We start from the raw sequence: 11,876 nt of genomic DNA, 5'->3' as shown, positions 1-11,876 counted from the left end.
CGACGACGGTCAGCCCGAGGCGGACCGGGGCGCGGTGGTGTCGCTGATCCGGGGGAAGGGCGTGGTGGAGAAGACCGTCTCGACCGGCAGCTGGAAGAACTCCGCGATCCGCAGCGCCAGGTTCAGGCTGGGGTTGTACTCGCCGCGCTCGAGGTAGCCGATCGTCTGGTAGTGCACGCCGAGGGCGTCGGCGAGCTCGCGCCGGCTGACCCCCTGCTCGGCCCGGAGCAGGGCGATCCGGTTGAAGACGCCCTCGTTCACCCGCTCACCGCACCCACTGCAGAGCCGTCTCCCGTGCCGCCTCGACCGTCGACCCGGACTGCCGCCGGGCCATCCGGCGCAGCACCCGCGGTGCGACCACCAGGCCGGCCACCGTCCAGGCGCCGAGGACCAGCAGCATCGGGCCGGTCCGCCAGGAGTCTCCCAGCTCGCCGGTGACCGCCTCCGGGGGGAGGAAGGCCGAGCGCAGCCCGAGCCCGAGCCAGTAGACCGGGAAGACCTGGGCGACGGCCTGCACCCAGCCCCACATCGCCTGGATCGGGACGACGATGCCGGAGATGGCGGTGATCAGCAGGACCGGCAGCATCCCCCAGGTGCCCATCTTCTGGACGCCGGGCACCACCGAGCCCAGCACCATGCCCCACGGCATCGTGGCGAGCACGCCGAGCGCGATCAGGCCGAGGACGGCGAGCCAGCTGCCCGCGCCGCCGGGCACCACGCCGTCGAAGAGCAGCATGCTCGGGACGAGGACGACCAGCAGGCTGGGCAGCAGGGTCAGCGACTGCAGGGTCAGCTGCCCGGTGACGTAGCCCTCCATCCCGTGCGGCAGCGCCTTGTGCCGCAGCAGCGTGCCGTCCTCCCGCTCCATCGCCAGGGAGTAGCCCGGCCCGATCACCAGGCCGAAGGTGAGCAGCCCGCCCAGGATGCTGGGCAGCGCGAACGTCGGGTAGAGCAGGCCGGTGTCGCCCACCTCGTTGTCCCGGTTGAACCACAGGACGGCGAGGGTGATCACGCCGAGGAAGAGGTAGAAGCCCTGGTCCTGCGGGCTGCGCAGGCTCTGCACGAACTCCGTCCAGCCGCGGCGCAGGCCCTGGCGCACGGCCTGGCGGGAGGCGCTCACCGGGCCACCTCCGCCAGGTGCCGCTGCGGCCGGGACTCGAAGCGCTGCACCATCGCGATGTAGGTGTCCTCCAGGTCGGCCCGCCGCACCTCCAGGTCGGTGAGCTCGTCGCCGTGCTGGTCGAGCAGCCGGCGGACGAACGGGACGATGTCGTCGGTGGCGTGCACGAACTGCTCGCCGTCCCGCACCCACCGCACCTCGCTGGTGCCGGCCACCTGCCGGGTGAGCGCCGCCGCGCTGCCGTCGGCGACGATCCGCCCGTCGGTGAGGATGAGGATCCGGTCGGCGAGCCGTTCGGCCTCACCCAGGTCGTGGGTGGTGAGCAGGATGGAGGTGCCCTCGAGGTCGGAGAGCCGGTGCACCAGGTCGTGGAAGTCGCGGCGGGCCTGCGGGTCGAACCCGGCGGTCGGCTCGTCCAGGAAGAGCAGCTCCGGCCGGCCGATCAGCCCGACGGCGACGTCCAGCCGTCGGCGGCGCCCGCCGGAGAGGGTGGCGATCTTCCGGTCGGCCTCCTCGGTCAGCCCGACCGTGGACAGCAGGTCCTCGACGTCCCAGGGACGCGGGCGCTCGGGCGTCGAGTACGGCTCGTAGTAGCCCCCCAGGTAGCTGAGCAGCCGTCGCGGGGTCCACCGGGGGTGGTCCCGCCAGGACTGCAGCACCACCCCGACCCGGGCCCGCCAGGCGTCGTCGCCACGGGCCGGGTCGGCGCCCAGCACCTCCACCGAGCCGGCCGAGGGCAGCCGGAAGCCCTCCAGCACCTCGATCGTGGTCGTCTTCCCGGCGCCGTTGGGGCCGAGCAGGCAGACCACCTCGCCCTGCCGGACGTCGAAGTCGACCCCGCTCAGCACCTCGTGGGTGCCGTAGGCCATCCGCAGGCCCCGGACCCGGACGGCGGGCAGATCGCCCGGTGGGCCCAGCTGGGGAGGCTCGGGGAAGGCGGGGGAGGGGGGGACCGCGGCCATGACGCACCACTCCTGGAGCAGGGAGGAGCTGACGGCGGTGATAGTAGGGCTGCTACATCGAGAGCACCAGTGCTCTGCGCGCCGGTCGTCCCGTCAGCCGGCCCCGACCCGGCGGACCCAGCGGGCGATCTGCTCGGCGGTCTCCTCGGTGCGGGTCAGGGCCACCATGTGCCCGGCGCCGGGCAGCTGGACGAGCTCACCGTCGGCCAGCTCCGGCATGAGCTCGTCGATCTCCTCCTGCGGCACCTCCGGGTCGTGGTCGCCGTGCACGACCAGGGTGGGCACGGTCAGCGCCGAGGCGTACCGGACGCCGTTGGTGCTCACGCTGGCCAGCGTCGTGCGGGCCAGCGGCACCCGACGGCTGCCCATGAAGTCCTCCCGCACCTGGGCGACCGCGTCCGCCGGCGCGCCCGGCTCGAAGGCGAACTGCCGCACCAGCCAGTCGGCCAGCGGCTCGATCGGCCGCACCCGGTTGGCGACCACGGCCACCAGGCGCAGCGTGTACAGCCAGACCCGGCGGACCAGTCGGCGAGCCACCGGCGGCAGGTCGCGGGCGAGCCCGGGGGCGGTGACGCCCGAGCCACCGGAGCCGGCGAACACCACCCCGCTGATCCGGTCCAGCCCGAGGTCGCGGGCGTGCACGACGATGATGCCGCCGCCGAGGCTGTTGCCGACCACGACCGCCTGCTGCCCGTCGGGCACGACCTCAGCGAGCACGGCCGCCAGGTCCTGGGCGTGCGCCTCGAGGCTGTAGTCGTCGGCGGGGGCGTTGCCGCTGCGCCCGTGGCCCCGGAGGTCGTACCGGACCACCCGGTGGCGGTCGGCGAGCAGCTCGGGGACCCGGCCCCAGGAGTCGGTCGTCATGCCCAGGCCGTTGACGAGGACGACGACCGGCCCGTCGGCCGGGCCCTGGGTGCGCAGGGTGAGGACGGTGGCATCCGAGGAGACGACGTACGGCATCGGACCAACGTAACCGCGCAGCGGGCCGGTGGCCCGGTGACGCCGGGCGGCCCGAGGCTCACCTGCCGTCGTGCTGCGGGTGCGTGTCGGCGCGCCGGCCCCAGGCCAGCACCAGCCCGCCCGCGACGGCCGAGCCGAGCATCCCGGCGAGCAGGTCGAGCACCGTGTCGGTGTAGCCGACGTTCATCGAGGAGGGGGACAGCCGCTCCATCACCAGCTCGTAGAACTCCCAGACCACGGCCGCGGTGGTGCCGACGAGCACCACCCACAGCACCGGTGCCGCGGAGCGCAGGCGCGGGGTCTGCCGGCGGACGTCGGGGAGCAGCCGCTGGTGGACGAGGGCGAAGTAGACGACCGCGGCCAGGCTCCCGGGGGTCAGGAAGTGGACCAGGAGGTCGAACTGGTCGATCTGGCGGTACCAGTGCCGGACGGCTGCCCACGTCGACAGCAGCAGCAGGACGGCGAACGCCCCGGCGAAGGGCAGCGGGACGTCGCTGGTGCGCACCGCGACCATGACCGCGGCGATGAGGCCGAACCGGATGGTGGCGTCCCAGTTGCCGGAGACGGCCATGACGACGGCGCTGACCAGGGCGACGACGACGGCGACGTCGAACACCCAGCGGGCGACGGTGCGCGGGGAGCTCATGGGCACCGGGGTATCCGGGGCCGGCGGCGTCTAAGCGGGAGGCGCCGTGGCCTCCTGAGCGGGCGCCCCCGGGACCTCCTGAGCGGGCACCCCCGATGCGTTCTGAGCGGGGACCCCCGGGACCTCCTGGGCGGGCACCGCCGGGGCCGACAGCCCGACGACGTCCCCGACCACCCAGACGGCGGGCGGTCGGACGCCCTCGTCGGCGATGGTCCGGGCCAGCCCGGCGAGGGTGGTGCGCAGCGTGCGCTGGGCCGGGGTGGCGCCGTCGCTGACCACGGCGACCGGCGTCTCCGGCGACCGGCCGTGCTCGACCAGGGCGGCGGAGATCGCCGGGGCGGTGTCGACCCCCATCAGCACCACGACCGTGCCGCGCAGGCGCCCGAGCGCCGCCCAGTCGACCAGCGACGCCGGGTGCCCCGGCGGCACGTGCCCGGAGACGACGACGAACTCGTGGGTCATCCCGCGGTGGGTGACCGGGACCCCGGCCAGGCCGGGCACGGCGATCGCACTGGTCACCCCGGGCACGACCTCGACCGGGACGCCCGCCGCGGCGCACGCCTCGAGCTCCTCGAAGCCACGGCCGAAGACGAACGGGTCGCCGCCCTTGAGCCGCACCACCCGGCGACCGGCCAGCGCGTGCGACACCAGCAGCTCGTTGATCTGCTCCTGCGCCATCGAGCGCCCGCGCGGCAGCTTCGAGGCGTCGATGACCAGCACGTCGGCGGGCAGCGAGGCCAGCAGCCCCTGCGGGGCGAGGTGGTCGGCGACGACGACGTCGGCCGTGGCGACCGCCTGCCGGCCGCGGACCGTCACCAGGCCGGGGTCGCCCGGCCCGCCACCGACCAGGACGACGCTGCCGGCGGCCACCGAGGGGGTGCGGGAGGCGCGGTCGGCGATGGAGCCGTCGGTCAGCCCGGTCAGCACCGCGTCCCGCACGCCGACGGCCCGCTGCGGGTCGCCGCCGCCGTGCACGCCGATGACCAGGTCGCCCTGCCGGCCGACCGCCGGGGTCCAGACGCTGGAGGCGCCGCGGTCGTCGGCGCGGGCGCAGAAGACCCGGTCGCGCTCGGCCTCGGCGGCGACGGCCGCGTTCACGTCCGGGTCGTCGGTGGCGGCCACGGCGTACCAGGCGCCGGCCAGGTCGCCGTCGACCCAGCGCCGCGGGTGCCAGGTGACCGAACCGGGCGCGACCAGCGCCTCCAGGGCCGGGGTGACCTCGGGGCTGACCACGGTGACCTCAGCGCCGGCCTCCAGCAGGCCGGCGACCCGGCGGTGCGCGACCTGGCCCCCGCCGACGACGACGACGCGGCGCCCGGCCAGGCGCAGCCCCACCGGGTAGACGGTGCCCGGGCTCGGAGAGGCGGTCACTTCTCGGTCACACCCGCGGAGTCGAAGGTGGCGACGTCGCGCAGCGCCCGGGCCGCGCTGGCCACCAGGGGCAGGCTGAGCAGGGCACCGGTGCCCTCGCCGAGGCGCAGGTCCAGCCCGAGCAGCGGGCGCAGGCCCAGGGCGTGCAGGGCCAGGCCGTGTCCCGGCTCGGCCGACGTGTGACCGGCGAGGGCGTGCTCCAGGGCGGCGGGGCACAGCGCGGCGGCGACGAGCGCGGCCGCGCCGGCGATCACCCCGTCCAGCAGCACCGGCACCCGGGCGGCCGCGGCGCCGAGCACGAAGCCGGCCAGCGCGGCGTGCTCCAGCCCGCCGAGCTCGGCCAGTGCGGCGAGCGCCGCCTCGGGCGTGGCCGGGCGACCCGGCACCCGCGCCACCGCGCGGGTGACCACCTCGACCTTGCGGGCCAGCGTGGGGTCGTCGATGCCGGTGCCGCGGCCGGTCGCCGCGGCCGGGGCCGCGCCGGTGAACGCGCAGACCAGGGCCGCCGACGCGGTGGTGTTGCCGATCCCCATGTCGCCGGTGACCAGGCAGCCGTGCCCGGCGGCGAGCGTCGTCGCCACCTCGATGCCGACCTCCACCGCCTGCCGGGCCTCGGCGAGGGTCATCGCCGGACCGACCGAGAGGTCGGCGGTGCCGCGGCGGACGGTGCGTTCCAGCAGGCCCGCGGCGGGACCCACCGGGGTGGCCACCCCGACGTCGACCACGACCACCTCGGCGCCCAGCTGGGCGGCGAAGGCGTTGACCACGGCGCCGCCGCCGGCGAGGTTCGCGACCATCTGGGCGGTGACCTCCTGCGGCCAGGGGGTGACCCCCTGGGCGTGCACCCCGTGGTCGCCGGCGAAGACCGCGACCACGGCCGGCTCGGGCAGCGGAGGCGGGCACGCCCCGGCGGTGCCGGCCAGCTGCGCGGCGACGTCCTCGAGCACCCCGAGGGAGCCGGGGGGCTTGGTCATCCGGTCCAGCCGCTCCCGGGCGGCCCGCTCGGCGGCGGTGTCCCGCGGGGCGATGGCGGCGATGGTCGCGCCCAGCAGCGTTCCGGCGAAGGGGGTCGGGTCGGTGCTCAGCGGACCTCCTCGGTCGTGTCGATCGGGTCAAGGGTCTCAGCCAGCGCCGCAGCGAACGCACGGGAGGTCCCCGGGTCGCGTACGGCCACCCGCAGGTGGTCGCCGGTCAGGCCGGGGAACGTGTCGCCCCGGCGCACCGCCCAGCCCCGCTCCCGCAGCCGCTCGCGCACCCGGGCACCGCCCGGCACGCGCAGCAGCACGAACGACGACCGCGGCTCGGCCAGCACCTCGACGGTGCGTGGGAGCGCGGCGAGCAGCGCGGCCCGGTGCTCGGTGAGCTGGTGCGCCACCTCCTCGGCCTCGGCCCGGGCGGCCGGACCGGTGCAGGCGGACAGCGCGGCCAGCGCGGGAGTGGAGACCGGCCAGTGCGGTTGCTGCGCGGCCAGTGCGGCGACCAGGTCGGCGGGGCCGAGCGCGTAGCCGACGCGCAGCCCGGCCAGCCCCCAGGTCTTGGTCAGGCTGCGCACCACGAGCAGCCCGGGCAGGTCGCTGCGGCCGGCCAGCGACTCCGGCTCACCGGGCACCGTGTCGGCGAACGCCTCGTCGACCAGCAGCACCCGCCCGGGGCGGGCCAGGGCTGCGAGGTCGGCGGCGGGGTGCAGCACCGACGTCGGGTTCGTCGGGTTGCCGACGACGACGAGGTCGGCGTCGGCCGGCACCGCCGCCGGGTCCAGCCGGTACCCCGGACCGGGCAGCAGCAGCCGCTCCACCGGGTGGCCGGCAGCGCGCAGTGCGGCCTCGGGCTCGGTGAAGGAGGGGTGGACGACGACCGCGCGGCGCGGACGCAGCGCCCGCGCGACCAGCGTGAACGTCTCGGCGGCCCCCGCGGTGAGCAGCACCTCGGCCGGGTCGCGGCGGTGCGCGGCGGCGACCGCTGCCCGGGCCGGGCGCGGGTCGGGGTAGGCGGCGCTGGCCTCGACCGCCTCGTGCAGCACGGTGCGCAGCCAGGCCGGGGGCGCGTCGGCACGGACGTTCACCACCAGGTCCACCAGGCCGGGTCCGACCTCGGCGTCGCCATGGTGCCGGAGGTCGATGTCGTGGTGCCGGAGGTCAATGTCGTGGTGCCGGAGGTCGGTGTCGTGGTGCCGGAGGTCGGTGTCGTGGTGCCAGAGGTCGGTGTCGTGGTGCCGGAGGTCGGTGTCGTGGTGCCGGAGGTCGGTGTCGTGGTGCCGGAGGTCGGTGTCGTGGTGCCGGAGGTCGGTGTCGTGGTGCCGGAGGTCGATGTCGTGGTGGCGGAGGTCCACGTCGTGCTGAGAGATGTCGGCGTCGTGGGGCCGCGGGGCGGGGTCGAGGGCCACCGCCACGGTCACCCGGCCGTGCACCGTCTTTGCCACGACGAGCCGCCCACCCGCCAGCAGCGCCGCCGCCTCGGCGACCGACGCCGTGCCGACAGCGGCGGCGACCCGCGCCGACGGGGTGGGCACCGGGACGCCGGCCAGGGTGGCCGCCGGGTGCCCGGTCAGCGGCCAGCCGCGGCGCGCGGCGGCCTGGCGCAGCCCCGGTTCGGCGGCCCGGCTGTCCAGCGAGGCCAGCCGGACGGGGCCCTCCGGCGCCGGCAGCACCGCGTCCACGGCGGCCAGCACCTCGTCGGCGGTCACCCCGGCGCGTGCCCCGATGCCCACGACGATCACGCCGTGACCCCGGGGCGGTCGGGGAGCGCGGCCAGCAGCGCGTCGGCGTCGCGGGGGAGTGCGCCGTCGGGCAGCAGCCCGAGCGCCTGCAGCCGGGCGCCGACGCTGAGCGCCCACGGCCGGTCCAGCCGGGCCCGGGCCAGCAGCACGTCGTCGCCGAGGACGACGTCCGGTGCGCCCTGCACCACCCCGCCGTCCACCACGACGGCGACCTCGTCGGCCCAGCGCAGCGCCAGGTCGACGTCGTGGGTGCTCATCACGACTGTCGAGTCGGCCTCCTGCAACCGGGCGAGCGCGGCCAGCGCCTCGCCGACCGCGGTGGGGTCGAGCCCGGCGGTGGGCTCGTCGAGCATCAGCACGCAGGGCCGCATGGCGACCGCGCCGGCGATGGCGACCCGCTTCCGCTCGCCGTAGGAGAGCTGGTGGGTCGGGCGGCCGGCGAGGTGCGCCACGGCGAGCAGCTCCAGCGCCTCGGCGACCCGGGCACGGACCTCGGCCTCGGGCAGCCCCAGGTTCACCGGACCGAAGGAGACGTCCTGGGCGACGGAGGCGCTGAACAGCTGGTCGTCGGGGTCCTGCAGCACCAGCTGCACCGCCTGGCGGTGGGCGCGCAGGCCCGACCGGGTGGGGCGCAGCTCGGCGCCGTCCAGGGTGACCCGGCCGCGGGCGGGCGCCAGGGCCCCGGACAGGCAGCGCAGCAGCGTCGTCTTGCCCGACCCGTTCGCGCCCAGCAGTGCGAGCCGGCGGCCGGGCGGCACGGTCAGCGAGGCGCCGTCCAGCACCCGCGCACCCCGCTCGTACCCCGCGTCCAGGCCCTCGGCGGCCAGCGTCAGGTGGCTCATGCCGCCACCAGGCTCACGGTGACCAGGGCGGCCAGGCCGACGACGGTCGTCGCCACGAACCGCGCCGAGGAGGGCAGCACCTCCGGCAGCACCCGCAGCCCGGTCTCCATGCCCCGCCCGGCCAGCCCGTCGGACAGCCGGCGGGCCCGGTCCCAGGAGCGGGTCAGCACGGCGGCGGCCAGCATCCCCGAGGAGCGGTAGGTGTTGCGCAGGCCCGCGTGCCCCATCCGGGCGGCCTGCGCCTCGCGGATGGTCGACAGGCTGGTGAGCAGCACGAACAGCATCCGGTAGGTCACCGAGGCCACTTCCACCACGGCGTCGGGCACCCGCAGCCGGTGCAGCGCCGGCAGCAGGTCCGACATCGGCGTCGTCGTGGCCAGCAGCAGCACCGCGGCGCTGCCGGCGACCGCGTGGGCGACCAGCCCGCCCGCCTGCGCGGCCGCGTCCGGTGCCCAGCCGAGGCCGCCGTCCCCGACCTGGACGACGGCGGTCAGCGCCCCGATGAGGATGAACGCCAGCGGCAGCCGCACCGCGCGGCCGAAGGTGCGCGCCGGCACCCGGGCCGGGCCCAGCGCCAGGACGACGGCGGCCAGCCCGACCAGCACGCTGCCGGGCCAGGCGGGGAGGACCAGCGCGGCGAGCACCAGCCCGCCGCTGAGCAGCAACTTGTCGGCGGGGGAGCGCAGCCGCCAGGCGCTGGCCCAGGCGGCGTCGTCGATCGCCAGCCCGGTCACGGCGTCGTGGGCTCCGTGCGTGCCGGCTCCACGGTCCGCCGGGCCGGCTGCTCGCCCGTCTCCCGGCGGGTCTGCTCCGCCGTCCGCCGGCCGGTCTGCTCCGCCGTCCGCCGGCTGGTCTGCTCCGCCGTCCGCCGGCTGGTCTGCTCCGCCGTCCGTCGGCCCTTCAGGCGGCCGAGCACGTAGCCCAGCACCCCGCCGCCGAGCGCCGCCTGCAGCGCGAACAGGCCGGACTCGATCTCCGACGAGCCGGGGGAGAAGACCGACTCGAACCACGGCTCGTAGCCGGCGTCGGACTCCTCGATCAGCTCGGTGGCCTGGCTGTCCGTGCCGGCGTACTCGCTGCCCCCGTCGAGCAGCAGCGGGGTGGCGAACAGCGCGATCACGGCCAGCACCAGCAGGGCGGTGACCAGGTGCCGCCTCATCGCTCGCCGCCCGGGGCGGGCGCGCGCACCGGGGCCTCGGTGTCCACCGGCCCCGGATCCGGCCGGAGGACGCCGAGGCGCTCCAGCTCCGGGCGGGCGTTGACCGTCAGCACCCGGAACAGCAGGACGCCGAGCAGGCCCTCGCCGATCGCCAGCGGCACCTGGGTGAACGCGAAGACGGACAGGAACTTCGCCGCCGCGCCGGCGAAGCCGCTGGCCGCGTCGGGGTGTGCCCAGGCCAGCTGCAGCGCCGTCGTGACGTAGGTGGCCAGGTCGGCGATCGCCATCGCGGCGAAGACCCCGGGGAGCAGCCCGCCGCCGCTGCGCCGGACCAGCCGGTAGGCGGCGTAGCCGGCCCACGGACCGACGACCGCCATGGAGAAGGCGTTGGCGCCCAGGGTGGTCAGCCCGCCGTGGGCCAGCAGCAGCGCCTGGAACAGCAGCACGACGGTGCCCAGCAAGGCCATCACCGGCGGCCGGAAGAGCACGGCGCCGAGCCCGGTGCCGGTCGGGTGGCTGGAGCTGCCGGTGATCGAGGGCAGCTTGATCGCGCTCAGCACGAAGGTGAACGCCCCGGCGGCGCCGAGCAGCAGGGTCGACTCCGGGTTCTCCCGTACCTCCTTGACCACCGCCCGGGCGCCGTGGACGACGAACGGGGCGGCGGCGATGGTCCAGCCGATGGCGTGCGCGGGCGGCAGGAACCCCTCAGCGATGTGCATGTCCGACCTCCTGGGGGACCCGCGCGGCGGCGGCGACGAAGCGGGTGGCCATCCCGGGGGACCCGGCCCAGTTCAGGTGCAGGTAGGAGGCGTGCACGTTCCCGGTCACGAAGCCCTCCGGCCCGTCGGCGTTCCACTGCCAGGCGGGGGTCGCCCCGGCGGCGGGGCCGGCGGTGGTGCGGTGGAACTCGTGCCCGCGCACCCGGGTGCCGGCCGGGGCGAGCACGCTGTCGGTGAGCGCCACCGCGGCCCGGTAGCCCAGCGTGAGCCGGGGGTGCATCGCGGTCGTCGTGGGCAGCACCCCGCACATCGGCTCGCCGTCCAGCTCCCGGGAGAGGTACAGCAGCCCGGCGCACTCCGCGGCGATCGGGCCCCCGCGGGCGGCCAGGTCGGCGATCGCCGTCCGCAGGCCGACGTTCGCGCTCAGCGCGCTGGCGTGCACCTCCGGGAAGCCGCCGCCGACGACCAGCGCCCGGGTGCCCTCGGGCAGCGCGTCGTCCCGCAGCGGGTCGACGGTCACCACCTGAGCGCCGGCGGCGGTGAGCAGCTCGGTGGTCTCGGCGTAGCCGAAGGTGAACGCGGGGCCGCCGGCCACGGCTACGACCGGCCGGCCCTCGACCCGGGTGACCTCGGCGGCCGGGTCCCAGGGCTCCCCGGCGAGGTCCGGCGCGGTGCGGGCCAGGCGCAGGACGGCGTCCAGGTCGATGCTGGACTCGACCACCGCGCCCAGCGCGCGCACCGTCCGCACCGCCTCCGCCGACCGCTCGGCGGCCGGCACCAGCCCCAGGTGGCGGGACGGCGTCTGCAGCTCCGCGATCCGGCGGACCGCACCCAGCACCGGTACCCCGGCCGCGCCCAGCGCCTCGCGCAGGATCGCCTCGTGCCGGTCGCTGCCGACCCGGTTGAGGACGACGCCGCCGATCCGCACCGTCGGGTCGAAGGTGGCGAACCCGTGCACCAGCGCGGCCACGCTGCGGGCCTGCGAGGCGGCGTCGACCACGAGAACGACCGGGGCCTGCAGGTGCGCGGCGACCTGGGCGGTGGAGCCGTAACCGGGCTCGACGCTGGCGTGCGCGGCGCCGTCGAACAGCCCCATCACGCCCTCGACCACCGCGACGTCGGCGCCCCGCGAGCCGTGCAGGAACAGCGGGGTGATCCGGTCGTCGCCGACCAGCCACATGTCCAGGTTGCGCCCGGGCCGGCCGGCGGCGAGCCCGTGGTAACCCGGGTCGATGTAGTCCGGCCCGACCTTGTGCGGGCTCACGGTCAGCCCGCGTGCGGTCAGCGCCGCGATCAGCCCGGTCGTGATCGACGTCTTCCCCGCGTTGGAGGACGGCGCCGCGACCACGATCCGCGGCATCCGGACGCTCATCGCCCGGCC

General features: G+C 76.5%; 13 protein-coding genes. All 13 read right to left on the bottom strand.

Going from position 1 to position 11,876, the window contains the following annotated elements; all coding sequences use genetic code 11:
• Positions 1 to 9 precede the first annotated feature (9 nt).
• Positions 10 to 261 carry a helix-turn-helix transcriptional regulator gene (locus tag FB380_RS03315; RefSeq protein ID WP_036335176.1) on the bottom strand — a complete coding sequence of 84 codons (252 nt, stop codon included), beginning with the start codon at positions 259 to 261 and terminating at the stop codon, positions 10 to 12.
• 4 nt (positions 262 to 265) lie between these two features.
• On the bottom strand, positions 266 to 1,120 hold the full coding sequence (locus FB380_RS03310; protein WP_166753832.1) for an ABC transporter permease: 855 nt from the start codon (positions 1,118 to 1,120) through the stop codon (positions 266 to 268).
• On the bottom strand, positions 1,117 to 2,082 hold the full coding sequence (locus tag FB380_RS03305; protein ID WP_166753831.1) for an ABC transporter ATP-binding protein: 966 nt from the start codon (positions 2,080 to 2,082) through the stop codon (positions 1,117 to 1,119). The genes FB380_RS03310 and FB380_RS03305 overlap by 4 nt, the downstream gene beginning before the upstream one ends.
• A gap of 93 nt (positions 2,083 to 2,175) precedes the next feature.
• Entirely contained in the window at positions 2,176 to 3,042 is an 867-nt protein-coding gene (locus FB380_RS03300; protein ID WP_166753830.1) for an alpha/beta fold hydrolase, read from the bottom strand.
• A gap of 58 nt (positions 3,043 to 3,100) precedes the next feature.
• Positions 3,101 to 3,688 (bottom strand): DUF2238 domain-containing protein, encoded by a 588-nt coding sequence (locus FB380_RS03295; RefSeq protein WP_166753829.1) that lies wholly within the window; start codon positions 3,686 to 3,688, stop codon positions 3,101 to 3,103.
• A gap of 30 nt (positions 3,689 to 3,718) precedes the next feature.
• Complete coding sequence (cobA, locus tag FB380_RS03290; protein ID WP_166753828.1) at positions 3,719 to 5,059, bottom strand: uroporphyrinogen-III C-methyltransferase; 1,341 nt, start codon at positions 5,057 to 5,059, stop codon at positions 3,719 to 3,721.
• Complete coding sequence (cobT, locus tag FB380_RS03285) at positions 5,056 to 6,096, bottom strand: nicotinate-nucleotide--dimethylbenzimidazole phosphoribosyltransferase (protein WP_268237732.1); 1,041 nt, start codon at positions 6,094 to 6,096, stop codon at positions 5,056 to 5,058. Before cobT ends, cobA begins: the two co-directional genes overlap by 4 nt.
• 44 nt (positions 6,097 to 6,140) lie before the next feature.
• Positions 6,141 to 7,775: an Rv2231c family histidinol phosphate aminotransferase CobC gene (cobC, locus tag FB380_RS03280; RefSeq protein WP_188959543.1), complete on the bottom strand. Its 1,635-nt coding sequence runs from the start codon at positions 7,773 to 7,775 to the stop codon at positions 6,141 to 6,143.
• Entirely contained in the window at positions 7,772 to 8,617 is an 846-nt protein-coding gene (locus FB380_RS03270) for an energy-coupling factor ABC transporter ATP-binding protein (protein ID WP_166753827.1), read from the bottom strand. Before FB380_RS03270 ends, cobC begins: the two co-directional genes overlap by 4 nt.
• Positions 8,614 to 9,351 carry a cobalt ECF transporter T component CbiQ gene (gene cbiQ / locus FB380_RS03265; protein ID WP_166753826.1) on the bottom strand — a complete coding sequence of 246 codons (738 nt, stop codon included), beginning with the start codon at positions 9,349 to 9,351 and terminating at the stop codon, positions 8,614 to 8,616. Before cbiQ ends, FB380_RS03270 begins: the two co-directional genes overlap by 4 nt.
• Positions 9,348 to 9,776 carry an energy-coupling factor ABC transporter substrate-binding protein gene (locus FB380_RS03260; RefSeq protein ID WP_166753825.1) on the bottom strand — a complete coding sequence of 143 codons (429 nt, stop codon included), beginning with the start codon at positions 9,774 to 9,776 and terminating at the stop codon, positions 9,348 to 9,350. The genes cbiQ and FB380_RS03260 overlap by 4 nt, the downstream gene beginning before the upstream one ends.
• Positions 9,773 to 10,495, bottom strand: a complete 723-nt coding sequence (locus tag FB380_RS03255) for an energy-coupling factor ABC transporter permease (protein ID WP_166753824.1) — start codon at positions 10,493 to 10,495, stop codon at positions 9,773 to 9,775. Before FB380_RS03255 ends, FB380_RS03260 begins: the two co-directional genes overlap by 4 nt.
• Positions 10,482 to 11,867, bottom strand: a complete 1,386-nt coding sequence (locus FB380_RS03250) for a cobyrinic acid a,c-diamide synthase CobB (protein WP_166753823.1) — start codon at positions 11,865 to 11,867, stop codon at positions 10,482 to 10,484. Before FB380_RS03250 ends, FB380_RS03255 begins: the two co-directional genes overlap by 14 nt.
• Between the last annotated feature and the right edge of the window lie 9 nt (positions 11,868 to 11,876).

The organism is Modestobacter marinus (assembly GCF_011758655.1).
Lineage (GTDB): Bacteria > Actinomycetota > Actinomycetes > Mycobacteriales > Geodermatophilaceae > Modestobacter > Modestobacter marinus.
This window is presented reverse-complemented; position numbering and strand designations above follow the sequence as displayed.